This is a genomic window from Nocardioides sp., assembly GCF_041600255.1.
GTDB lineage: Bacteria > Actinomycetota > Actinomycetes > Propionibacteriales > Nocardioidaceae > Nocardioides.
The window spans coordinates 1-23794 of sequence record NZ_JBFIKK010000041.1; the positions used below are offsets into that span (position 1 = coordinate 1).

Sequence of the window (23794 nt, forward strand, 5' to 3'; positions counted from 1 at the left end):
GCGATGATGCGGGTGCCCAGCGACCACCGGATCTGGGGCTACCCGGCGATCGCGATGGTCTTCTTCATGTTCGCGGTGCTGGCCGGGGCGGCGCTGGCGCTGTGGATCGTGCTCACCGACCGCAAGGTCGCCCGGGCGGCCAGGGAGTCGCCGGCGACGCGGCAGGACACGGGCGGGTCGGTCTGACCGCAGCGCTGCGGCGTCGGGCAGGCTGGCGGGCATGACGGTCTCGCTGAAGTACGCCGTGGTGGAGCGGGAGCGGCGGTTCCTGATCGCTGGCCTGCCCGAGGGTGGCCTGGTCGAGACGCGGGAGATCGTGGACCGGTATCTCACTGGGACCCGGATGCGGCTGCGCGAGGTCCGGGCCGAGGACGGCAGGGTCGTACGCAAGCTCGGGCACAAGGTGCGGCTCAGCGAGGGGCCGGCCGAGGTCGCCTGCACCAACTTCTACCTCGACGAGGACGAGTGGGCGGTGCTGTCGGCGCTGCCGGCGACGGAGTTGCGCAAGACGCGCTGGGTGGTACGCCGTGACGGCTGGGTCGTCGCGATCGACGAGCACGCGGACGGCACGCTGGTGGCGGAGATCGACGACGGTGACCGGGTGTCGCGGGCCGTGCCCGAGTGGCTGGACGTGGTCATGGACGTGAGCGGGGACGAGCGGTGGACCGGGGTGGCGCTCGCGCGGTGAGGGCGGGGGCGGGACGTGCTCGCTCATGCCGATGAGCCGGAGGGGCTGAGAGACTCCGCTCATGGTGGCGAGCAGTAGTGACCGCAGGGAAGCACGAGCGCAACGGGCCGACGAGGTGTTTGGAGGGCAGGCGGCTGCAGCCCTCGATGCGCTGGCCTTGCTCGACTTCGCATGGCATGACTGCTACGGCGAGGCGTCGCCTCCCGAGCAGATCATCGAGGACATTTGGGTCGTCGGGGGTGGCGACTTGGCGTGGTTCGTCTCGGCGGCCCACTTGGCCGTTGTCGACTTCCGCGACCTTCGTGTGAACGCTGACGCCGTGCGTGGCTGACGCCCGCTTCTGCCGCGATCCGCGTGGTTCGGACTGCCGTTGTCCTGGGGTCGAAGCTGGGTGGGAGTGCCCAGGAAATCTTCTGTCCGGATGGTGGAAGATCGGCCGGTTCCGGGGGTCGAAATGTCGGTGGTCGCTGGTGGAATTGATCCATGACCGAGACGCTCGCCGACGTGGACACCGCTGCTGCGGTGCTCGACTTCGCGCGAGGTCAGCGGTCGGTCGCCGACGTTGCCGAGGCGAACTTGTTGCAGGCGGCGGTGGCGTGGGCGGGGATGCACTCGACCGAGTCGTTGGCGGATGCGGCGGTGACCTATGACCCGGGGTTCGGGCAGACCGAGGTGCCGGTCGCCGGCCCGGGTGCCCCATTGGTGGCGGAGTTCTCGATCCCGGAGTTCGCGGCGGCGATCGGGCTGCCGACCGAGGTCGGCAAGGCGTACGTCGGGGAGGCCGTCGAGTTGCGGCACCGGCTCCCGAGGATCTGGCAGCGCGTGGTCCGCGGTGACCTGGTGGCATGGAAGGCCCGCCGGATCGCCAAGTCCACCATCGCGCTCTCAGCAGAGGCCGCGCGGTTCGTGGATGACCGGGTGGCGCCGTTTGCGCAGAAGATCCGCCTGTCGCAGTTGGAGCGCACGATCCAGACCGCGATCGCCCGCTGCATGCCTGCCGAGGCCGAAGCGCAACGGCTGGCAGCTGCGGACTCGAGGGGTTTCCACATCGGGCAGCAGCACTCCGGGATCGACGGCACCGTCGACGTCTGGGGCACCCTCGACGTCGCGGACGCGATGGACCTCGACCTCGCCGTCACCGCGGGGGCGCAGACCTTGGCCGATCTCGGCTCGACCGAGACCCTGGACGTACGCCGCTCCCAGGCGCTCGCCGGGCTGGCGCGACACCAGTTGTCCTTGGATCTGGCGGCCGGCGAGGATTCGTCGGGCGCAGTGGCGCCGGCGGTGCCGCGGCCGCCCAAGCAGCTGGTCCTGCACGTCCACCTCGCCGACGCCGCGATCGGCCGGCTGGAGAACGGCCGCACCCCGATCACCGTGGAGCAGGTCCGGGGTTGGTGCACGAACCCCGACACCAGTGTGGTGATCAAGCCGGTGATCGATCTGGCCGAGCACCACCACGTCGACGCCTACGAAGTGCCCGACCGGATCCGCGACCAGTCCGTTCTGCTCAACCCGACCTGCGTGTTCCCGTGGTGCACCCGGTCGGCCCGGGGCTGCGACAGCGACCACCTCCAGCCCTACGACGCCGGTGGCAGCACCACCTCCGACAACATTGCGCCCTTATGCAGGCGTCACCACCGGCTCAAGACCCACGGCGGCTGGCGCTACACCCGCCTCGATCCGGGATCGTTCCTGTGGAACAGCCCGCACGGCTACACCTACCTCCGCGATGCCACCGGCACCCGCGACGTCAGCCGGGACCGACAACCCTGACCGCCCCACACCCCGCCGATCCACGACCAGCGGGGCCCGGGGCACGTCCCCGACCGTCAGCCGCGCGCATCCGCCGGTGGGTGAGTGGATCCACTACGTTTCCGGCATGAGTCAGCCTGACGTCGAGCCGGTCCTTCAACCCGACCGGGATCTCCGGGTGCACCACCGGTGGGCGCTCCCTGGTCTCGTGCTCGTGCTTGTGCTCATGTTCGTGGCGGTGGCCTGTGCGGGATTCGCGGTCGGTCGCAGCTCGCGGGTCGTCACCGAGGAAGTCAGCTGCCTCTCGGCTCAGGGCACCATCAGTTGCGTCCTGCATGACGGCTGGTACGTGTCCGTCCCGCTCCGCGTTGCCTGGACCGACGCCAACGGTGGGCGCCACGAAGGCGGGAGGCCGGACTGCCTGCCGCCGAGCGGCCGGGGCTGGGAAGGTCCTGTTCGTCTCGCCTGGACCTACGTTGAGGTCGACGGGACGGGATGGCGGCAGGTCCTGTGGGTCGGCTGCTGAGTCGACGCGCACGGGTCTGCCGCTGATGGCGCTCGTCAGTCGATGAGGTCGAACGGGGTCGACCTCACACGGGCTCGGCGGCGAGCACCCGGCCCACGTTCAGGGCCTGCTCGGTAGCGGCGCCGTGCAGGAACTCGAAACGCTTCGCGGTCGTGAAGTACCGGTGCGCCTCGCCGTCCATGTCGATGCCGACACCGCCGTGCACGTGCACGGTGGTGTGCGCCAGCCGGTGCCCGGCGTCGGCGGCCCAGAGCTTGGCGGTCGCCACCTCGGCGTCGGAGGGCAACCCCTCCTCGAGCCGCCAGACGGCCTGCCAGAGCGTCAGCCGCTGACCCAGGACGTCGATGAACCCGTCGGCCAGGCGCTGCGAGACGGCCTGGAAGGTGCCGATGGCGCGACCGAACTGCTCGCGCGTCTTGGCGTACGACGACGTCAGCGCGAGCGCGCCCTCGGTCACCCCGAGCTGCTCGGCCGAGGCGGCGATCACCAAGAGCTGCCGGAGTCGGTGGTCCACGGTCCCGTCGGCCGGCCCCAGCACCCGCGAGGCGTCCACCTGCACCGCGTCCAGGTCGAGCCGGGCGACCAGGTCCCCGTCGGAGAAGCGTTGGGCGGTGACGTGGACGCCGGCGTCGTCGGGACGGACCAGGATGACGGCGACTCCGTCCGGGGTCTCGGCCGGCACCAGGAACACGTCCGCGTGCGTGCCGGCGGGGACGATCGCCTTGCTCCCGCTCACCCGGAAGCCGTCACCGTCGGGGGAGGCGACGGTGGTGGGGCGGACGGGGGCGAAGGCACGTTCCTCGGCCACCGCGGGCGCCAGCACCGTGTGGCCGGCCGCAGCGCCGGGCAACCAGGCCCGCTTCTGCTCGTCGTCGCCGAACTCGGCGATCACGAGCGCAGCGGGTCCGTGGGCCGCCAGCGGCACCGGAGCGACGGTGCGGCCGACCTCGACCAGGACCCGGCAGAGCTCGATCAGCCCCAGGCCGGCGCCGTCGTACTCCTCGGGCAGCGCGAGGGAGAGCAGGCCGGCCGAGCCGAGCTCGGTCCACAGCTCCCGGTCGAAGCGGTCGCCGGCGTGCTCGACCGCTTTCATCCGCTCGTTGGTGGCGCGGTCGCGCAGGATCCGCGCCGCCAGCTCGGCGGCCTCGTCCTGCTCGGGGGTGAAGGTGAAGTCCATGTCCGTCCCTGTCCTCGTCAGCGCTTCGCGGCCGGAAGGCCGAGCCCGACGTAGCCGATGATGTCGCGCTGGATCTCGTTGGTGCCGCCGCCGAAGGTCATCACCAGGGCCGAGCGGTGGTACCGCTCCAGGCGGCCGGCCAGCACCGCACCCTCGGAGGAGCCGGTGATCCCGGCGTTCGGCCCGACGATCTCCATCAGCGAGCGGTAGACCTCGGTGGCCAGCTCGGAGCCGTAGACCTTGGTGGCGGAGGCCTCGGCGGGGGAGAGGTCGACGCCCGCGTCGGCGTCCGAGGCGAGCTTCCAGTTGATCAGGGTGAGGGCCTCGGTCCGGGCGTGCGCACGGCCAAGAGCGATCTGCACCCACTCGGAGTCGATGACGCGCTGGCCGTCGGGGTTCTTGGTCTCCTGGGCCCACTGCCGGACCAGGCCGATCGAGTGCACCAGCGGGGCGGAGGAGGTCAGCGCCACGCGCTCGTGGTTGAGCTGGTTGGTCATCAGCGACCAGCCGCCGTTCAGCTCGCCGACCAGGTTCTCGGCCGGCACCCGGACGTCCTCGTAGTAGGTCGCGCTGGTGCCCACCCCGGCGACGGTCTGCACCGGGGTGTAGCTGAAGCCGGGCGCGTCGGCGGGCATCAGGATCATCGAGAGGCCCTTGTGCCGGGGCAGGTCCGGGTCGGTGCGGCAGGCCAACCACACCCAGTCGGCGTACTGGATCAGCGAGGTCCACATCTTCTGGCCGTTGATCACCCACTCGTCGCCCTCGAGGACCGCTCGGGTCTTCAGCGAGGCCAGGTCGGTGCCGGAGCCGGGCTCGGAGTAGCCGATCGAGAAGTGCAGCTCGCCGGCCAGGATGCGGGGGAGGAAGTACTCCTTCTGGGCCTGCGTGCCGTAGCGCATGATCGTCGGCCCGACCGTGTTCAGCGTCAGGTAGGGGATCGGTACGCCGGCCACGGCCGCGGCGTCGGTGAAGATCAGCTGCTCGATCATCGAGCGGGCCTGGCCGCCGTACTCCTTCGGCCAGCCGATGCCGAGCCATCCGTCGGTGCCGAGCTGGCGGATGACCTCCTTGTACGTCTCGGCGTCCCCGAACTCACCCGAGGAGGAGGCGAGGGCGGCCCGGCGCTCGGGAGTGACGAGAGCGGCGAAGTACTCGCGGAGCTCCTCCTTCAGCTGCCGGTGCTCCGGCTTCAGTGCCACGTGCATGGGGGCTCTCCCTGGATCTGGGTGCTGCGTGAGACGGCGTCCGTCCGGCAAGTTGGTGGGCAGTGCTGGCACCACCACGCCAAAAACTATAACCTGTTCTTGTTTTGGTCCACACGTCTTCGCCACGGATCTCCGTGACGGGGTGTTCAGCACTGGGAGACATGCGATGAGCGACACCCGATACCTCGACAAGGGCGCCCCGCCCGAGCGGTTCGCCCGGGGCTGGTACTGCCTGGGCCTGGCGAAGGACTTCTCCGACGGCAAGCCGCACCGGGTCGAGGCGTTCGGCGGGCAGCTCGTGGTGTGGGCCGACACCCAGGGCGAGCTCCAGGTCCTCGACGGCTACTGCCGGCACATGGGCGGCGACCTCACCCAGGGCACCGTCAAGGGTGACGAGATCGCCTGCCCGTTCCACGACTGGCGCTGGGGCGGCGACGGCAAGTGCAAGGCGATCCCGTACGCCCGCCGCGTGCCGCTGCGCGCTCGCACCCAGAAGTACCCCACCGTCATTCGCAACGAGCAGCTGCTGATCTGGCACGACGTCGAGGGCAGCGCCCCCGACCACGACGTGCTCCCGATCGAGCTGCCCGGCATCGGCACCGGCGAGTACACCGACTGGACCTGGGAGGTCGTGCCGATCACGGACTCGCACTGCCGTGAGCTGATCGACAACGTCGTGGACATGGCGCACTTCTACTACGTGCACTTCTCGTTCCCGACGAGCTTCCGCAACGTCTTCGAGGGCCACCAGGCCACCCAGTTCATGGAGTCCAAGGGCCGTCCGGACATGAGCGGCGGGTACGGCGACGCCGACCTCTTCCTCAAGTCCGAAGCCACCTACTACGGGCCGTCGTACATGATCAACTGGCTCGACGTGGACTACAAGGGATTCCGCACCGAGGTCATCCTGATCAACTGCCACATCCCGACCGGCCCGGACTCCTTCACGCTGCAGTACGGGATCACGGTGAAGAAGCCCGAGGGCCTCGACGACGCCACCGCGCAGTTCATCAGCACGAAGTACGCCGAGATGTTCGGTGGGGGCTTCCTCCAGGACGTGCACATCTGGAAGAACAAGGTGCCGGTGCAGAACCCGTTGCTCTGCGAGGAGGACGGCCCGGTCTACCAGCTGCGTCGGTGGTACGAGCAGTTCTACGTCGACGTCGCGGACGTCACCCCGGACATGACCGACCGCTTCGAGTTCGAGGTCGACACCACTCGCGCCAACGAGTTCTGGCAGGAAGAGGTGGCGGAGAACCTGGCGAAGAAGTTGGCCGAGGACGCCGCGGAGAACCCCGCGGAGAACGCTGCCGACAACGCTGCCGGGGCCACGGCGGGCGCCTGATGGCGTCGTTCGTCCCGACCCGTCCGGAGACGCTCGAGGACCAGCGGCTCTACACCCAGGCGCGGCTCGTCGAGGTCTCCTGCCTCGACTGCCTGGCCCGGGTCGGGGTCAAGAAGAACTCCGAGCACCACACCTCGATCCAGTGGACGACCACGGCGCTGGAAGACTGTCAGGAGTTCGCCCGCCTGGCCGCCCAGCCCGGAGGCCGCCCGGTGTACGCCGCGTGTCCCCGCCTGCTGGCCAGCATCGACGCCGCCGTGGAGGCAGGCGACGTCCCGATCGGAGCTGAAGATGGATACTGACTCCTACGTGCTGAAGGTCCTCGACGTCGTCGAGGAGACCGCCGACGCGCACTCGATCACCTTCGAGGTGCCCGACGACCTCGCCGAGCACTTCGTCTACAAGCCCGGCCAGTTCCTGACCGTGGCGGTGCCCAGCGACCGGACCGGTATCGCTGCCCGCTGCTACTCGCTCTCCAGCAGCCCGGTCGGTGGTGGCCCGATCACGATCACGGTCAAGCGGACCGCGGACGGTTACGCCTCCAACTGGATCTGCGACCACCTGCACGCCGGTGACACGCTGCGGGTGCTGCCGCCCAGCGGCATCTTCACCCCTGCCTCGCTCAGCGCCGACCTGCTGCTCTTCGCCGGCGGCAGCGGGGTGACCCCGATCCTCTCGATCACCCGGACCGCGCTCGCCCAGGGCAGCGGCCGGATCGTGCTCTTCTACGCCAACCGCGACGAGAAGTCCGTGATCTTCGCCCAGGACCTGGCCGAGCTGGCCGCGCAGCACCCGGATCGGCTCACGGTCGTGCACTGGCTGGAGTCCGTGCAGGGTCTGCCCAGTCAGGACCAACTGCGGGCGTTCGCGAGCAACTTCACCTCGTACGACGCCTTCGTCTGCGGGCCGGCCCCGTTCATGAAGCTGACCATCGCGGCACTGCGCGAGCTGGATTTCCCGCGCGAACGTCGCCACCAGGAGAAGTTCGTCTCGCTGGGCGGGAACCCGTTCGGGGACGTCGAGGAGATCCGCGCGGCGGAGAGCGAGATCGCCGCCGCCGAGACCGACGAGCTCGACACCGCCGAGGACCCGGCCGCGGGGGACCCGCAAGGGCCGGTGAAGCTCGAGGTCGAGCTGGACGGCGAGGAGTACACCTTCGACGACTGGACGCCGGGCACCAAGCTGCTCGACCACCTCGAGGCGAAGGGCGTCAAGGCGCCGTTCTCCTGTCGCGAGGGTGAGTGCTCGGCCTGCGCGATCCGCCTGCTCGAGGGCGAGGTCCGGATGCTCCGCAACGACGTGCTCGACGAGGAGGACCTCGCCGACGGCATCCGGCTGGGCTGTCAGTCGCTGCCGATGACGGACGTGGTCAAGGTCACCTACCACTGAAACTACAAGTTTGTAATTCAACCAAACCGCTTGTCTGTGACCTGTGTGACTGGTGTGATTCAGAGGTTCTCGGCCGCCCTCCAGCGGTCCCCCCCTCTGTCTGAAGGAGACCCGTGGTTCCCCCCACCACGACTCGTACCTCGCTTGCGCGCACGCTGTCCTCGTTGACCTCGGTCGCGACGACCGTCGGGCTCTCGCTCGCCCTGGCTGTCGGTCTGCTGATGACCGTCCCGACCCCGGAGACCGGCACCGGTGACCTCCGTCCGGTCGCACGCGCCCTGCCGTCGCCGACGTTCACGGCGTTCACGCTCAACATCCGCCATGACATGGGCACGAAGAAGGCCCGCGCCGACATGGTCAAGGCCTTCACCCTCGGCGACGCCGGCGGCCTGCAGGAGATGTCGGAGCTGGTGGACCGGCAGACGCTGATGGAGCTGTGCCGGGAGAACGACTGGGGCTGGTACATGCCCGCCGAGGGCGGCGTGGCCATCCCGATCATCTGGGACCGTAAGCGCTTCCGGTTGATCACCGGCCGGACCGTGAAGACCCACGGGCCGGAGAACCGGGTCACCCCGAGCCGCTACATCAACGTCGTCCGGCTTCGCGAGATCGCGACCGGCAAGGTCTTCGGCTTCATCAACACCCACACCATCGCCCAGGCCTCGTTCGACGCCCAGGCCTCCGACATGCACCGGATCCCGCGGCTGCGCAAGCACCTGCGGATGCTCCGCCGCGAGATCGTCCAGCTGTTCACCACGACCGAGCACGTCTTCGCTGCCGGGGACCTCAACGTCAACTACCTCGCCGACCGACGACGTCAGGTCAAGGGTCTGCCCACCGACCGTCTCGGCGACCTGGTCAACTTCGACATGCCGTTGGAGGGATCGCGCGGGCCCACCTCGCTGCTCGACTACGGAATGACCGTCAAGCACGACTCCGGGCTCGTCCTGGAGCGTTCCGAGATCGTGCGCGGCTTCAACTCCGACCACGACGCGGTGGTGATGACCTACCAGCCCGTCGACCTCTTCGAGGACGGACCGCTCTTCAACGGACCGCTCGGCGGCCCCGCCGATCGGCACCGGGTCCTCAACCGGGTCACCCGTGCCATCCAGGACGCCGAGGTCGGCGCCGAGGTCCGCCTGGTCACCAGCCGGATCGCCAACAAGGCGCTGACCGCCTCGCTGCTCGGCGCCCACGCGGAGGGGATCGCCGTCCAGGTGATCCTCGGCGGCGGTCGGGCCACCGCGGACGAGAAGCGTCTGCAAGCCGTGCTCGGCACCGACACCTCGGCCACCTCCTGGGTCACCCGGTGTTCCGGGAGCTGCCAGGGCGGCACCGGTGGCCAGGAGCTGAACGCCCTGCTGGTCAGCCGCGCCGGCGGCACCACCGACCTCACCATGATCGGCTCCGGCCCGTTCACCGACGAGAACAGCGACCGGTTCAGCGACGTGATGCGCTCCTCGGACCCCGAGGTCTACGCCGGCTACCGCGACATGTTCGACCGGATGAGCGCCCCGAGCGACGACGACACCGCGGGCAGGGCCGCCAGCTTCGGGGCGATGCGCGCTCAGTTCTACCCCGTCGACCCCGGCACCCGGGACCCGATGCTCCGCGCCCTCGCCCCCGTCCGCTGCACCGGCGCCCGCGGGCTGCACACCGACGACGGTCGCACCAACGTCCGGGTCTCGGCCCGGGCCTGGTCGGGCGAGCGTGGCCTCGCCATCGCCCGCCGGCTCGGCAAACTGAAGTCCAAGGGCTGCGACGTGGTCGTGGCCCACGGCTCCGCCACCAAGAAGGGCGTACGCCGCACCCTCGCCGCGGCCGGCGTCCCGCTGCGCCGTACGGCTGTGGGGCAGCAGGTGCTCGTCGTCGACGGCCGCTACGGCCGCACCGCCGGCGTGCAGCGCGTCTGGACCGGTGGACCGTCCTGGACCGACCGTGGCCTGGGCAGCGACGGCGTCACCCTGATGGTGCCGGGTCCCGAGGCTGCGCAGGGCTACCTGGACAGCTTCAGCCGGGCCTGGCGCAGCGCCTCCTGACCCTCAGCCGAAGGTCAGCCCGTACTTCTCGATGATGGGCAGCGTCCGCTCCAGATCGGCCTCGCAGCCGTAGGGGGCGGCCAGTGCGCCGACGTCGACGTCCTCACCGGCGGCGTCGATGGCACGGAACAGCTCCTCCAGGCCGCCCGGCGAGATCATCTCCAGCAGTCGGGCGGGCTGGTCCCCGGCGTTCCAGAAGGTGTGCCACTCGCCGCGAGGCTTGAACACCAGGTCGCCGACCTCGGCCACCACCTCCTCGTCCCCGAACTGGGCCCAGACGCGCCCCTCGAGGATGAAGCTGAACTCGTCCTCCTGGGTGTGGACGTGCATCGGCGCCGCGATCGAGCGCGGGGCCAGCAGGTGCTCGACGACGCCGAGGCCGCCGCCCCAGGTCTTCGAGTCGATCAGGAATCGGTCCCGGCAGCCGTCAGGCGGCCCGGAGATCTCGCCGGTGCCGGCGCGGATGATGCGGCGCTCCATCGCTCCACGATGCCACCACGGCGACCGCTCGACCAGTGCTGGCTGGACCAGCGCCGGTCAGTCGAAGAACGCCGCGCGGTGTTCCCACACGTAGGCGTCGAGGCGGGCGTCGGCCTCGCTGGCCGGCAGGGCGTCGAACCGTGCGTCCAGGGCGGCGAAGACCCGGGGGTCGCGGTGCAGCAGTTCGTTGACCGCGATCTCCCGGGACTCCCGGTCCACGGGGTAGTGGTCGCCGAAGAGCGCACACGCGTCGCTGACGAGGCCCACCCACTCCGGACCGATCAGGTCAGCCGCCTCGAGTGCCGCCGGCGCGGTGTCGCCGCCGGCGTAGAGGAAGTAGCCCTCGAAGCCGCCGCCGGCCACCTCCAGGCGGAGCGTGCCGAGGGCGAAGACGTGTCGCTGTTCGTCGGCCATCCGGGACCAGGCTCCCGGGTCGGCCTGTTCGCTCTCCGCGAGGTGCGAGAAGGCGTACTGGAAGGCGCCCTCGCTCGTCGCGGGGGTCGCCAGGAGCAGTGAGTCCATGCTCACCAGCCCCGGGCCCGCCACTCGGCGACGTGCGGGCGCTCGGCGCCGATCGTCGAGTCGTTCCCGTGGCCGGGGTAGAACCAGGTGTCGTCCGCCAGCGCGCCGAAGACCTTCGTCTCCACGTCGTCGATCAGGCTGCGGAAGTTGTCGGCGTTGCCGAAGGTGTTGCCGACCCCGCCGGGGAAGAGCGAGTCGCCGGTGAAGAGGTGCGTGTGCCCGTCGGGGTCGTCGTAGCGCAGGGCGATGGACCCGGGCGTGTGACCGGCGAGAGCGATGACGCTCAGCGTGCAGTCGCCGAACCGGATCGTGTCGCCGTCCCCCACCGTGCGGCTCACCGGGACGCCGGTCTGCTGGGTGATGGCCCCGGCGTCGGCCGTCCCGGCGATCACGGCCGGCTCGGTCTCCGCGACGACAGCAGCCAGGGCGCGGTGGTGGTCCCAGTGCTCGTGGGTGGTGACCACGGTGGTGAGTCCGGCGTCCCCGATCAGGGACAGCAGGCGTGGCGCGTCGTCCGCGGCATCGACGAGCAGTTGCGCCGCCGTGCCCCGGCAGCGCAGCAGGTAGCAGTTGTTCGACATCTGCGGGTCGACCGCAACCTTGGTGATCGTCAGGTGGGTGAGCTCGCGGACCTGTGGAGGTCCGCCGGGGGTCACCTCGCCGGTGTACGTCGCCATGGACCGATCTTAGGCAGGCCCCCCGGGTCCGCCGCGAGTCCGCCGCCCTGGCCGCGTCCGGTGAGCCACCAGCCGAGGTCGCCGCCCGTGCCCGAGACGACCTGCAGGTGGTCGCCGGCGTCCGGGTCCGGGCGGAGGCCCACGCTCCAGCGTCGGTCGAGGTCGGTCGCCTGCACCACGAACGGGCCGTCGTCCGCGTGGTCGACGACCACCGTGTCGAGGAGCTCCACGACGAAGTCGTCCGGCCAGTCATCGGGGGAGTACTGCGCGCCGAGGTCGGCGTGGTGGACCTCCACCTCACGACGACGCGTCGCGACGATGTCGGCGACCTCGAAGCGCTGGCCACCCGGCACCCGGGGGAACGAGCCCGTCCAGCACGCCTCGGGCAGGTTCTCGACGGCTTCCTGGAAACGGTGGCAGCCCGACATCAGCGCGTCGCGCATCGCAGCCGGCCCCTGCTCGACGAGCTCCTCGATGTCCCGGTCGCGGGCCTCCTGCGAGGCGTACATCGGGACCTCCTCGCCCTGCGCCAGCCCGTTCAGGGCGTCGGCGATCCCCTCGGCGTTGCGGGCGAGGTGGGCGACCACGTGCCCCCGGGACCAGCAGGGGAGCAGTGAGTCGGCGAGCAGTTCCTCGTCGGTCAGGGCGTCGACGGTTCGGATCAGCCGACGCGTCGACTCCAGGGTGGCGGGCAGCGTCTCGAGGCTCATGCTCGCCATTGAACACCTGTCGCCTTCGCCGAGTTGGTGTGCCGTGAGATTCTGTGGGGACCGCGTGGCGAGTTGCACCCGGCGCCGCCATGCCGAACACTTGTTCGAATCCACTCCCGACCGTCAAGGACCCAGCGTGGCCGATCAGCTCATCATCCGCGGGGCCCGCGAGCACAACCTCAAGGACGTCTCGCTCGACCTGCCCCGCGACTCGCTCATCGTGTTCACGGGTCTGTCCGGCTCGGGCAAGTCCTCGTTGGCCTTCGACACGATCTTCGCCGAGGGTCAGCGGCGCTACGTGGAGTCGCTCTCGGCGTACGCCCGTCAGTTCCTCGGCCAGATGGACAAGCCCGACGTCGACTTCATCGAGGGCCTCTCCCCGGCGGTCTCCATCGACCAGAAGTCGACCTCGAAGAACCCTCGCTCGACGGTGGGCACGATCACCGAGGTCTACGACTACCTGCGGCTGCTCTACGCCCGGGCCGGCCGCCCGCACTGCCCCACCTGCGGCGCCCCGATCGAACGGCAGACCCCGCAGCAGATCGTGGACCGGGTGATGGCGCTGGAGGAGGGGAAGCGCTTCCAGGTGCTCGCCCCGGTGATCCGCGGCCGCAAGGGCGAGTACGTCGAGCTCTTCAAGGAGCTGCAGGCCCAGGGGTTCTCGCGTGCCCGGGTCAACGGGGAGACCCATCAGCTCGACGACCCGCCGAAGCTCGACAAGCAGAAGAAGCACACGATCGAGGTCGTCGTCGACCGGCTCGCCGTCAAGGAGACCGCGAAGCGCCGGCTGACCGACTCGGTGGAGACGGCGCTCAAGCTGGCGGGCGGGCTGGTGACCTTCGACTTCGTCGACCTGCCCGCCAAGGACCCGGCCCGCGAGCAGCGGTTCAGCGAGAAGATGGCCTGCCCCAACGACCATCAGATCGACACCGACGAGCTCGAGCCGCGCTCGTTCTCCTTCAACTCGCCCTTCGGTGCGTGCGGGGTCTGCCACGGCCTCGGCACCCGGATGGAGGTCGACCCCGAGCTCGTGGTGCCCAACCCCCAGGCCACGCTCGGCGAGGGGGCGATCCAGCCCTGGAGCCAGGCCCACGTCGCCGACTACTTCCTGCGGCTGATGGGTGCGCTGGGCGAGGAGCTCGGCTTCGACCTGAACACCCCGTGGGAGAAGCTCTCCGCCAAGGCCCAGAAGTCGCTGCTCGACGGCCACGCCACCAAGGTGCACGTCGTCACCCGGAACCGGTACGGACGCGAGCGCGCCTACTACGCCGAGTTCGAGGGCGTCCGCTCCTACATCGAGCGCCGGCACCGCGAGGCGGAGTCCGACACCAGCCGCGAGCGCTTCGAGGGGTTCATGCGCGAGGTGCCGTGCCCGGCCTGCCAGGGCAGCCGCCTCAAGCCGGTCTCGATGGCCGTCACGCTCGGCTCACGTGAGGCCGGCGGCCTGAACATCGCCGAGCTCTGCGCGATGCCGATCAACGAGACCGCCGACTTCCTGCGCAACCTCGACCTCTCCGCGCGCGAGCGTCAGATCGGTGAGCGGGTGCTCAAGGAGATCCAGGAACGGCTCAACTTCCTGCTCGACGTGGGTCTCGACTACCTCTCGCTGAACCGGCCCTCGGGCTCGCTCAGCGGTGGCGAGGCCCAGCGCATCCGGCTCGCCACCCAGATCGGCGCCGGGCTCGTCGGCGTTCTCTACGTCCTGGACGAGCCCTCGATCGGCCTGCACCAGCGCGACAACCACCGCCTGATCGAGACGCTGGTGCGGCTCAAGGAGCTGGGCAACACCCTGATCGTCGTGGAGCACGACGAGGACACCATCCGCGCCGCCGACTGGGTCGTCGACATCGGCCCGGGGGCGGGCGAGCACGGCGGCCAGGTGGTGCACTCCGGCAAGGTCGCCGACCTGCTCACGCATGCCGACTCGCTGACCGGTCAGTACCTCTCCGGGCGTCGCGAGATCCCGGTCCCCGAGCTGCGTCGACCGCGTACGACGGGCCGCGAGCTCGTCGTGCACGGTGCTCGCGAGCACAACCTGCGCGACGTCACGGTGGCCTTCCCGCTCGGCCTCTTCGTCGCCGTCACCGGGGTCTCCGGCTCGGGGAAGTCGACGCTGGTCAACGACATCCTCTACACCTCGCTGGCCAAACAGATCTACAACGCCCGCGCGGTCCCCGGGCGACACCAGAAGATCACCGGACTCGAGCACGTCGACAAGGTGATCCACGTCGACCAGTCGCCGATCGGGCGTACTCCGCGGTCGAACCCCGCGACGTACACCGGGGTCTTCGACCACGTCCGCAAGCTCTTCGCCGCCACCCCGGAGGCGAAGATGCGCGGCTACCTGCAGGGGCGCTTCTCGTTCAACGTCAAGGGTGGGCGCTGCGAGGCCTGCTCGGGCGACGGCACGATCAAGATCGAGATGAACTTCCTGCCGGACGTCTACGTACCGTGCGAGGTCTGTCACGGTGCGCGCTACAACCGCGAGACCCTCGAGGTGCACTACAAGGGCAAGACGATCGCCGAGGTCCTCGACATGCCGATCGAGGAGGCGGTGGACTTCTTCGCCGCTGTCCCGGCGATCAGCCGTCACCTGAAGACGCTGGTCGAGGTGGGGCTGGGCTACGTCCGCCTCGGGCAGCCTGCCACCACGCTGTCGGGCGGTGAGGCGCAGCGGGTCAAGCTCTCCTCGGAGCTGCAGAAGCGCTCCACCGGTCGCACCGTCTACGTGCTCGACGAGCCCACCACGGGTCTGCACTTCGAGGACATCCGCAAGCTGCTGCTGGTCCTGGGGCGTCTGGTCGACCAGGGCAACACGGTCCTGGTGATCGAGCACAACCTCGACGTGATCAAGACCGCCGACTGGCTGGTCGACATGGGTCCCGAGGGCGGGTCGCGAGGCGGCATGGTGGTGGCCGAGGGCACGCCGGAGGCGGTCGCGGCGCACCCGGACAGCTTCACCGGCGAGTTCCTGGCGCCGCTGCTGAAGGGCCGCGAGGCGAAGCAGCCGACCCGCAAGGTAGCAGCCACGAAGGTCGCGGCCGCGAAGGGCCCGGCGAAGAAGTCGGCGGCGCGCAAGCGGGTCGCGAAGGGCTCGTGAGCCGAGGCGGTGGGGCTAGGGTCGTGGTGATCGTGCCCGCCACCGAGGGAGAACCTTCGTGAACACCGACCCCGTCAGCCGTCGTCACACGCTCGCAGGCGCCGTGGGGGTGGGGCTCGCCCTTCCCGTGCTCGCGGCCTGCAGTTCCGAGTCCTCCACGTCGCCCGGGTCCGGGTCGGCTGCCCCCTCGGTCGAGGTCGACGCCGGCGCCCTGGCGTCCGCCGAGGACATCCCGGTCGGCGGGGGCGAGATCTTCGCCGACGCGAAGGTGGTCGTCACCCAGCCCAGCGAGGGCGAGTTCCGCGGGTTCTCCGGGATCTGCACGCACCAGGGCTGTGTCGTCTCCTCGATCTCCGACGGCACGATCAACTGCCGCTGCCACGGCAGCAAGTTCTCCATCGAGGACGGGTCGGTCCAGGGCGGACCGGCGTCGGCGCCGCTGCCGTCGGTGGAGCTCTCCGTGGACGCCGGCGGCGAGATCTCGATCCCCTGAGCGACCGGTGCTCCCGGTCGACGTGTCCCCGCCCGCCCGTAGGCTTGGCAGGTGACTCCCGGACGACCCCCGCGCCCCACCCGGTCGCCCCTGTCCTACCGACCCGAGCCCGGCTCGATCCCGACCCAGCCGGGCGTCTACCGGTTCCGCGACCCCCGCGGCCGGGTGGTCTACGTGGGCAAGGCGAAGAACCTGCGGGCGCGGCTGTCGTCGTACTTCCAGGACATCGGGAACCTGCACCCGCGTACCGCCACCATGGTCACCACGGCGGCCAGCGTGGAGTGGACCACGGTCAACACCGAGGTGGAGGCGCTGCAGCTGGAGTACTCCTGGATCAAGGAGTACGACCCTCGCTTCAACGTGAAGTACCGCGACGACAAGTCCTACCCCTGGCTCGCCGTCACCGTCGGTGACGAGTTCCCCCGGGTGATGGTCGGGCGCGGCGCCAAGCGCAAGGGCACCCGCTACTTCGGGCCCTACAGCCATGCCTGGGCGATCCGCGAGACCGTCGACCAGCTGCTGCGGGTCTTCCCGATGCGCTCCTGCAGCAACGGCGTCTTCAAGCGCTCCGCCCAGATCGGGCGGCCCTGCCTGCTGGGCTACATCGACAAGTGCGCGGCACCGTGCGTCGGCAACGTCAGCCCCGAGGAGCATCGGGCGATCGTGAACGACTTCTGCGACTTCATGGGTGGTCAGACCACGGCGTTCGTCAAGCGCATCCGCAAGGAGATGTACGCCGCCTCCGAGGAGCTGGACTTCGAGAAGGCGGCCCGGCTGCGCGACGACCTGGGCGCGCTGGAGAAGGCGCTCGAGAAGCAGGCCGTCGTGCTCGGGGACGGTACCGACGCGGACGTGATCGCCCTGGCCGAGGACCCGCTCGAGGTGGCCGTCCAGATCTTCTACGTCCGCGGCGGTCGGATCCGCGGACAGCGCGGCTGGGTGGCCGACCGGGTGGACGAGGGCGACACGCCCGAGCTGATCCAGGACTTCCTCCTCCAGCTCTACGCCGGCTCCGGCGACGAGGGCGGCGACGCGATCCCGCGCGAGATCCTGGTCCCCGCGCTGCCCCCCGACGCCGAGACCTTCGAAGAGCTCCTCGGCGAGCTGCGCGGCGGCAGGGTCTCCATCCGGGTGCCGCAACGCGGCGACAAGAAGACGTTGCAGGAGACCGTGGCCCGCAACGCCGGCCAGGCGCTGGTGCTGCACAAGACCCGGCGCGCCAGCGACCTGACCACCCGCAACCGGGCGCTGGAGGAGATCCAGCTGGCGCTCGAGCTCGACGAGGTGCCGTTGCGGATCGAGTGCTACGACGTCTCCAACCTCCAGGGCACCGAGGTGGTGGCGTCGATGGTGGTCTTCGAGGACGGCCTGGTCCGCAAGGGGGAGTACCGCCGCTTCGTGATCAAGGGGGTCGAGGGACAGAACGATGTCGCCTCCATGCACGAGGTGATCACGCGACGGTTCCGGCGACTGCTCGACGAGCAGGCCCGCAGCCAGGAGGTCTCCACCGAGAGCGGCCCGATGCTGGTCGACCCCGACACCGGTCGGCCGCGCAAGTTCGCGTACGCACCCGGGCTGGTCGTCGTGGACGGGGGCCCGCCGCAGGTGGCGGCCGCCCAGCAGGCGCTCGACCAGCTCGGGATCGACGACATCGCCGTCTGCGGTCTCGCCAAGCGGCTGGAGGAGGTCTGGCTGCCCGGTCAGGAGGACCCGGTCATCCTGGCGCGCTCGTCCGAAGGTCTCTACCTGCTGCAGCGGATCCGGGACGAGGCCCACCGGTTCGCGATCGCCCACCACCGCTCCCGTCGTTCCAAGACGATGGTCGAGAGCCTGCTCGACGAGGTGCCCGGGCTGGGGGAGGTGCGTCGCAAGACGCTGCTCAAGCACTTCGGCTCGCTGAAGAAGCTCCGGGAGGCGTCGGTCGAGGAGATCGCCTTCGTCCCCGGCATCGGGCCGCGCACCGCGGCCGCCATCAAGGATGCGGTGAGCGGCACGAGTGGCCAGACTGGCCCCGTGATCACCAGCATCAACACCGCCACCGGCGAGATCGAGGAGTCCTGATGGACCCGTCCCGCGACCCCAACTCCCAGCACGAGGGTGAGCTCGTCGTCGTCACCGGGATGACCGGTGCCGGCCGCAGCACCGCGGCCAAGGAGCTGGAGGACCTCGGGTTCTACGTCGTGGACAACCTGCCCCCGGCGCTGCTGCGCGACGTCGTACGGCTGGTCGACGAGACACACGGCTCCGGCCAGCCCATTGCGGTGGTGGTCGACGTGCGGTCGGGATCGTTCTTCGGCTCCCTGCGCGCCAACCTCGCCCAGGGGCAGACAGGTCGCCGGACCACCCTGGTCTTCCTCGACGCGACCAACGACGTGCTCGTCCGGCGCCAGGAGGCGGCCCGGCGACCGCACCCGCTGCAGGGTGACGGCCGGTTGCTGGACGGCCTGGTCCGGGAACGCGAGGTGCTGGCGGAGCTGCGCAGCGAGGCGGACCTCGTCATCGACACCACGCTGCTCAACGTCCACCAGCTCACCGACCAGATGGCCGGCGCCTTCGGCACCCCGGACACCACCCGCCTGACCGTCACGGTGGTCAGCTTCGGCTTCAAGTACGGCATCCCGGTCGACGCCGACTACGTCGCGGACATGCGCTTCCTGCCCAACCCCTACTGGGTGCCGGAGCTGCGTTCCGGCACGGGTCGAGACCCGGAGGTCGCGGCGTACGTCAAGAGCCGCGACGGTGCCGCCGAGTTCCTCGACAGCTACCTGACGCTACTCAGCGGCGTGGCGGAGGGCTACCTCCGCGAGGGCAAGCGCTTCATGACGATCGCCGTCGGGTGCACCGGCGGCAAGCACCGCAGCGTGGCGATGACGGAGGAGATCGCGAAGCGGTTGACCCGGCTCGGGTACTCCACCCGGGCCTCGCACCGAGACCTCGGCCGGGAGTGACCGCGTGGAGTTGACGAAGCGCTCCGTGGTCGCACTCGGCGGAGGGCACGGTCTGCATGCCTCCCTGCGCGCCCTGCGCCGGGTGGCCACCGACGTCACCGCGGTCGTGACCGTCGCGGACAACGGTGGCTCCTCGGGCCGACTGCGCGGCGAGTTCGGCGTCCTGCCGCCCGGCGACCTGCGAATGGCGCTGGCGGCGCTGTGCGGCGACGACGAGTGGGGCGAGACCTGGTCGCGGGTCCTCCAGCACCGCTTCGCCGGTCAGGGCGAGATGAACGGCCACGTGGTCGGCAACCTGCTGATCGTCAGCCTGTGGGAGCTGCTCGGCGACCACGTCAAGGCCCTCGACTGGGTGGGGCGGCTGCTCGGCGCCTCGGGACGAGTGTTGCCGATGGCCCTGACCTCGTTGGACATCGAGGCCGACGTACGCGGACTCGACCCCACGGACGCCGACCGGCTCACCGTGGTCAGGGGCCAGGTCGAGGTGGCCACCACCGCAGGCGTGATCGCCGGCGTCCGGCTCGACCCCGCGGAGCCGCTGGCCTGCCCGGAGGCCGTCGAGGCGGTGCGTGAGGCCTCGTGGGTGGTCCTCGGGCCCGGGTCGTGGTTCACCTCGGTGATCCCGCACCTGCTGGTGCCGGACCTTCGCGACGCGCTGGTGAGCACCCCTGCCCGGATCCTGCTGGTGCTCAACCTCGACGAGCAGGCCGGCGAGACCCCGGGCTTCGGCCCCGGGGACCACCTGGCAGCCCTGGCCGAACACGCTCCGCAGCTGCGGATCGACACCGTGCTGGCCGATCGGACCAGTGTGGGGGAGGGCCTCGCCGAGCTCGAGCACGTGGCCGCTGCGCACGGCGCCCGTGTCGTCGTGGAGGATCTCGCGGAGGACGACGGCACCCCTCGCCACGACCCCGCCCGGCTGGCGGCCGCCTGTGCGAGGATTTTCGGCGAAGGTGATGGACCGACATGACAGGATCACGCACATGGCGATGACGGCACAGGTGAAGGCGGAGCTGTCCAACACTCCGATCACGAAGACCTGCTGCCGCAAGGCGGAAGTCGCCTCTTTGCTGCGTTTCGCGGGTGGGCTGCACATCGTCAGCGGACGCATCGTCGTGGAGGCCGAGCTCGACACCGGCGCCGCTGCCCGACGCCTGCGCAAGGACATCGCCGAGGTCTACGGCCACGCCAGCGACGTGGTGATGGTGCAGGGCAACGGCATCCGCAAGGGCAGCCGCTACATCGTCCGCGTCGTCAAGGACGGCGAGGCCCTGGCCCGCCAGACCGGACTGCTGGACCAGCGTGGACGGCCCGTGCGGGGGCTGCCCCCCGCCGTCGTCTCCGGCGGCGGCTGCGACGCGGTCGCCGCCTGGCGCGGCGCCTTCCTCGCCCACGGCTCGCTGACCGAGCCCGGAAGGTCGTCGGCCCTCGAGGTCACCTGCCCGGGGCCGGAGGCCGCCCTGGCCCTGGTCGGCGTGGCGCGTCGGCTCGGCATCCAGGCCAAGGCACGTGAGGTCCGCGGCGTCGACCGCGTGGTGATCCGGGACGGTGACGCCATCGCACAGCTGCTGACCCGGCTGGGGACCCACGAGTCGCTGATGGCGTGGGAGGAGCGACGGATGCGTCGCGAGGTGCGGGCCACCGCGAACCGGCTGGCCAACTTCGACGACGCCAACCTGCGGCGCTCCGCCCGGGCGGCCGTGGCCGCCGGCGCGCGCGTGGACCGGGCGATGGAGATCCTGGGCGACGAGGTGCCCGATCACCTGCGCCTGGCCGGCACGCTCCGGCTCGAGCACAAGCAGGCCTCCCTGGAGGAGCTTGGCCAGCTGCACGAGCCGGTGCTGACCAAGGACGCGATCGCCGGACGGATCCGGCGACTGCTGGCGATGGCCGACAAGCGTGCCGAGGAGCTCGGCATCCCCGACACCGAGTCGTCGTTGACCCCGGAGATGCTCGCCGACGAGGTCTGAGCCTTCCCGGGGGACCCTCGCGCGCACCGCTCCGCGGCCTGACGGTCGAGGCCGGCCGCTTGTTACCGGGCCGTACCCCGGGACACCCGGCCGGTGCTGTCCGCGGCAGGCGATAGGGTCGCTGGCATGCGGGTCCGAGGGACCCCATCCGACTCGTGACATCAGTAGCGCACCCGTATCAGAGGAGCCCCACCAGTGACCGTTCGCGTAGGTATCAACGGATTCGGCCGCATCGGCCGCAACTTCTTCCGGGCCGTTCGTGCCTCCGGAGCCGACATCGAGATCGTCGGCATCAACGACCTCACCGACAACGCGGTGCTGGCCCACCTGCTGAAGTACGACTCGATCCTGGGTCGCCTCGACGCCGACGTCTCCGCCAGCGACGACGCGATCATGGTCGGAGACCAGCGGATCGCCGCGTTCGCCGAGCGCGACCCGGCCGCCCTCAAGTGGGGCGACCTGGACGTCGACGTCGTCGTCGAGTCCACCGGCTTCTTCACCGACGCCACCAAGGCCCGCGCCCACATCGACGGCGGCGCCAAGAAGGTCATCATCTCGGCGCCCGCCTCCAACGAGGACATCACCGTCGTGATGGGCGTCAACCACACCGACTACGACGCCTCGTCGCACCACGTGATCTCGAACGCGTCCTGCACCACGAACTGCCTGGCGCCGATGGCCAAGGCCCTCCACGACGAGCTCGGCATCGTCAAGGGTCTGATGACGACCATCCACGCCTACACGGCCGACCAGAACCTGCAGGACAACATCCACAAGGACCTGCGTCGCGCCCGCGCCGCGGCCCTCAACGTGGTGCCCACCTCGACCGGCGCCGCCAAGGCGATCGGTCTGGTCATGCCCGAGCTCAAGGGCAAGCTCGACGGCTACGCGCTGCGTGTCCCGGTCCCGACCGGCTCGGCCACCGACCTCACCTTCGAGGCCGGCCGCGAGACCAGCGTCGAGGAGGTCAACGCGATCATCGAGAAGGCCGCCGACGGCCGCTTCCTGCGCTACTCGACCGACCCGATCGTCTCCTCCGACATCGTCACCGACCCGGCGTCCTGCATCTTCGACGCTCCGCTCACCAAGGTGATCGGCAACCAGGTCAAGGTCGTCGGCTGGTACGACAACGAGTGGGGCTACTCCAACCGCCTCGTGGACCTCATCTCCTACGTCGGCGAGACCCTCTGATCGTGACGGGCATCGACACCCTGGCCGACCAGCTCGGCGGCCTGCGGGGCAAGCGCGTGCTGGTCCGCTCGGACCTCAACGTCCCGCTCGACGGCACCACCATCACCGACGACGGCCGGATCAGGGCCAGCGTCCCCACCATCCGGGCACTGGCCGAGGCCGGCGCCCGGGTGGTGGTGACCGCCCACCTCGGTCGCCCGAAGGGAGCCCCGGACCCGGCGTACTCGCTGGGCCCGGTGGCCGCCCGGCTCGGTGAGCTGCTCGAGGCGCCGGTGGCCTTCGCCACCGACACCGTCGGGGACATCGCCCGGGAGACCGTCTCCGGACTGTCGGACGGTCAGGTGGCCGTGCTGGAGAACGTCCGCTTCAACGCGGGCGAGACCAGCAAGGACGACGCCGAGCGGGCCGCGTTCGCGGACGAGCTGGCGGCCCTGGCCGACGCCTTCGTCTCCGACGGCTTCGGCGTCGTGCACCGCAAGCAGGCCTCGGTCTACGACGTCGCGCAGCGGTTGCCGCACGCCATGGGCGGTCTGGTGTCGACCGAGCTGGACGTGATGAAGCGCCTGACCGAGAGCCCGGAGCGGCCCTACGTGGTCGTGCTGGGTGGGTCGAAGGTCTCCGACAAGCTCGGGGTGATCGACAACCTCCTCGGCAAGGCCGACAAGCTGCTGATCGGTGGCGGCATGGTCTTCACGTTCCTCAAGGCCCAGGGTCACGAGGTCGGCAAGAGCCTGCTCGAGGAGGACCAGCTCGACACCTGTCGGAGCTACCTCGCCCGGGCCCAGGAGACCGGCGTCGAGATCCTGCTGCCCACCGACATCGTCGTGGACAGCGCGTTCCCCGGTGGCGACCGCTCACCCGAGCCACGTGTCGTGCCGGCTGCCGAGATCCCGGCCGACTGCCTGGGGCTCGACATCGGCCCACAGTCCGGCGCTGCGTTCGCCTCGGCACTGTCGGACGCTCGCACCGTCTTCTGGAACGGGCCGATGGGCGTCTTCGAGGTCGCTGCCTTCGCCGAGGGCACGCGGGCCGTGGCGCAGGCACTGACCGAGGTCGAAGGTCTCTCCGTCGTCGGCGGCGGTGACTCCGCGGCCGCCGTCCGAGCGCTCGGCTTCGACGAGCAGGCGTTCGGCCACATCTCCACCGGCGGGGGTGCCAGCCTCGAGTACCTCGAGGGCAAGGAACTCCCCGGCATCGTCGTCCTCGAGAGCTGAGAAGGAAACCCATGGCCACGAACCGCGTCCCGCTGATGGCGGGCAACTGGAAGATGAACCTCAACCACCAGGAAGCGGTGGTGCTGGTCCAGAAACTCGCTTGGACGCTGTCTGACAAGCGCCACGACTTCGGCAAGGTCGAGGTCGTGGTGGTGCCGCCCTTCACCGACCTGCGTTCGGTGCAGACCCTGGTCGATGGTGACCGGCTGTCGGTGAAGTACGCCGCTCAGGACGTGTCGATGCACGACAGCGGCGCCTACACCGGTGAGATCTCGGCCGGCATGCTGGCCAAGCTCGGCTGCAGCTACGTCGTGGTCGGTCACTCGGAGCGGCGCGAGTACCACGCCGAGACCGACGAGGTCGTCAAC

The 23794-nt window shown here is 70.2% G+C and carries 24 protein-coding genes; 18 read left to right on the plus strand and 6 right to left on the minus strand.

Features of this window, described 5'->3' with window-relative positions:
• The 5 genes from ABZE72_RS07010 to ABZE72_RS07030 all read left to right on the plus strand — a co-directional run.
• A partial coding sequence (locus ABZE72_RS07010) for a hypothetical protein (protein WP_372728294.1) occupies positions 1-186 on the plus strand: 186 nt, incomplete at its 5' end.
• Between the two features lie 34 nt (positions 187-220).
• Positions 221-688, plus strand: a complete 468-nt coding sequence (locus ABZE72_RS07015; protein WP_372728295.1) for a hypothetical protein — start codon at positions 221-223, stop codon at positions 686-688.
• Positions 689-749: 61 nt separating this feature from the next.
• Positions 750-1019: a hypothetical protein gene (locus ABZE72_RS07020; protein WP_372728296.1), complete on the plus strand. Its 270-nt coding sequence runs from the start codon at positions 750-752 to the stop codon at positions 1017-1019.
• Between the two features lie 152 nt (positions 1020-1171).
• Positions 1172-2461 (plus strand): HNH endonuclease, encoded by a 1290-nt coding sequence (locus tag ABZE72_RS07025; RefSeq protein ID WP_372728297.1) that lies wholly within the window; start codon positions 1172-1174, stop codon positions 2459-2461.
• Between the two features lie 106 nt (positions 2462-2567).
• Complete coding sequence (locus tag ABZE72_RS07030) at positions 2568-2966, plus strand: hypothetical protein (RefSeq protein WP_372728298.1); 399 nt, start codon at positions 2568-2570, stop codon at positions 2964-2966.
• A gap of 64 nt (positions 2967-3030) precedes the next feature.
• Here the strand turns inward: ABZE72_RS07030 and ABZE72_RS07035 are convergent, their stop codons facing one another.
• A complete protein-coding gene (locus tag ABZE72_RS07035) occupies positions 3031-4143 on the minus strand; it encodes an acyl-CoA dehydrogenase family protein (RefSeq protein WP_372728299.1) in 1113 nt (370 codons plus the stop codon).
• Positions 4144-4160: 17 nt separating this feature from the next.
• Complete coding sequence (locus ABZE72_RS07040) at positions 4161-5348, minus strand: acyl-CoA dehydrogenase family protein (protein WP_372728300.1); 1188 nt, start codon at positions 5346-5348, stop codon at positions 4161-4163.
• A gap of 166 nt (positions 5349-5514) precedes the next feature.
• Here ABZE72_RS07040 and ABZE72_RS07045 point away from each other — a divergent pair, with 166 nt between their 5' ends.
• The 4 genes from ABZE72_RS07045 to ABZE72_RS07060 all read left to right on the plus strand — a co-directional run bounded on the left by ABZE72_RS07045 (position 5515) and on the right by ABZE72_RS07060 (position 10121).
• Positions 5515-6693 carry a Rieske 2Fe-2S domain-containing protein gene (locus ABZE72_RS07045; RefSeq protein ID WP_372728301.1) on the plus strand — a complete coding sequence of 393 codons (1179 nt, stop codon included), beginning with the start codon at positions 5515-5517 and terminating at the stop codon, positions 6691-6693.
• Positions 6693-6995, plus strand: coding sequence for a hypothetical protein (locus ABZE72_RS07050; RefSeq protein WP_372728302.1), 303 nt, complete (start codon positions 6693-6695; stop codon positions 6993-6995). The genes ABZE72_RS07045 and ABZE72_RS07050 overlap by 1 nt, the downstream gene beginning before the upstream one ends.
• On the plus strand, positions 6985-8082 hold the full coding sequence (locus tag ABZE72_RS07055) for a 2Fe-2S iron-sulfur cluster-binding protein (protein ID WP_372728303.1): 1098 nt from the start codon (positions 6985-6987) through the stop codon (positions 8080-8082). The genes ABZE72_RS07050 and ABZE72_RS07055 overlap by 11 nt, the downstream gene beginning before the upstream one ends.
• 113 nt (positions 8083-8195) lie before the next feature.
• Positions 8196-10121, plus strand: a complete 1926-nt coding sequence (locus tag ABZE72_RS07060; RefSeq protein ID WP_372728304.1) for a hypothetical protein — start codon at positions 8196-8198, stop codon at positions 10119-10121.
• Between the two features lie 3 nt (positions 10122-10124).
• On the opposite strand, the gene ABZE72_RS07065 is transcribed toward ABZE72_RS07060, so the two are convergent.
• Genes ABZE72_RS07065 through ABZE72_RS07080 form a run of 4 tightly spaced genes read right to left on the minus strand, consistent with a single transcriptional unit; the run spans position 10125 to position 12510 of the window.
• Entirely contained in the window at positions 10125-10601 is a 477-nt protein-coding gene (locus ABZE72_RS07065) for a cupin domain-containing protein (RefSeq protein WP_372728305.1), read from the minus strand.
• Between the two features lie 57 nt (positions 10602-10658).
• Positions 10659-11123 carry a DUF4375 domain-containing protein gene (locus ABZE72_RS07070; protein ID WP_372728306.1) on the minus strand — a complete coding sequence of 155 codons (465 nt, stop codon included), beginning with the start codon at positions 11121-11123 and terminating at the stop codon, positions 10659-10661.
• A gap of 2 nt (positions 11124-11125) precedes the next feature.
• Positions 11126-11800, minus strand: coding sequence for an MBL fold metallo-hydrolase (locus ABZE72_RS07075; RefSeq protein ID WP_372728307.1), 675 nt, complete (start codon positions 11798-11800; stop codon positions 11126-11128).
• Positions 11776-12510, minus strand: a complete 735-nt coding sequence (locus ABZE72_RS07080) for a maleylpyruvate isomerase N-terminal domain-containing protein (protein ID WP_372728308.1) — start codon at positions 12508-12510, stop codon at positions 11776-11778. Before ABZE72_RS07080 ends, ABZE72_RS07075 begins: the two co-directional genes overlap by 25 nt.
• A 136-nt stretch (positions 12511-12646) precedes the next feature.
• Here ABZE72_RS07080 and uvrA point away from each other — a divergent pair, with 136 nt between their 5' ends.
• The 9 genes from uvrA to ABZE72_RS07125 all read left to right on the plus strand — a co-directional run.
• A complete protein-coding gene (uvrA, locus tag ABZE72_RS07085; protein ID WP_372728309.1) occupies positions 12647-15610 on the plus strand; it encodes an excinuclease ABC subunit UvrA in 2964 nt (987 codons plus the stop codon).
• 58 nt (positions 15611-15668) lie between these two features.
• Positions 15669-16103, plus strand: a complete 435-nt coding sequence (locus ABZE72_RS07090; protein WP_372728310.1) for a Rieske (2Fe-2S) protein — start codon at positions 15669-15671, stop codon at positions 16101-16103.
• Between the two features lie 51 nt (positions 16104-16154).
• The gene (uvrC, locus tag ABZE72_RS07095) at positions 16155-18164 is read left to right on the plus strand and encodes an excinuclease ABC subunit UvrC (protein ID WP_372728311.1); all 2010 of its coding nucleotides are present in this window, start codon (positions 16155-16157) and stop codon (positions 18162-18164) included.
• On the plus strand, positions 18164-19051 hold the full coding sequence (rapZ, locus tag ABZE72_RS07100) for an RNase adapter RapZ (RefSeq protein WP_372728312.1): 888 nt from the start codon (positions 18164-18166) through the stop codon (positions 19049-19051). The genes uvrC and rapZ overlap by 1 nt, the downstream gene beginning before the upstream one ends.
• Positions 19052-19055: 4 nt before the next feature.
• Positions 19056-20021, plus strand: coding sequence for a uridine diphosphate-N-acetylglucosamine-binding protein YvcK (yvcK, locus tag ABZE72_RS07105; protein ID WP_372728313.1), 966 nt, complete (start codon positions 19056-19058; stop codon positions 20019-20021).
• A 13-nt stretch (positions 20022-20034) separates the two neighbouring features.
• The gene (whiA, locus tag ABZE72_RS07110; protein WP_372728314.1) at positions 20035-21021 is read left to right on the plus strand and encodes a DNA-binding protein WhiA; all 987 of its coding nucleotides are present in this window, start codon (positions 20035-20037) and stop codon (positions 21019-21021) included.
• A 195-nt stretch (positions 21022-21216) separates the two neighbouring features.
• Positions 21217-22212 (plus strand): type I glyceraldehyde-3-phosphate dehydrogenase, encoded by a 996-nt coding sequence (gap, locus tag ABZE72_RS07115; protein WP_372728315.1) that lies wholly within the window; start codon positions 21217-21219, stop codon positions 22210-22212.
• A gap of 11 nt (positions 22213-22223) precedes the next feature.
• On the plus strand, positions 22224-23426 hold the full coding sequence (pgk, locus tag ABZE72_RS07120; RefSeq protein WP_372728317.1) for a phosphoglycerate kinase: 1203 nt from the start codon (positions 22224-22226) through the stop codon (positions 23424-23426).
• Positions 23427-23437: 11 nt separating this feature from the next.
• A partial coding sequence (locus ABZE72_RS07125) for a triose-phosphate isomerase (RefSeq protein WP_372728316.1) occupies positions 23438-23794 on the plus strand: 357 nt, incomplete at its 3' end.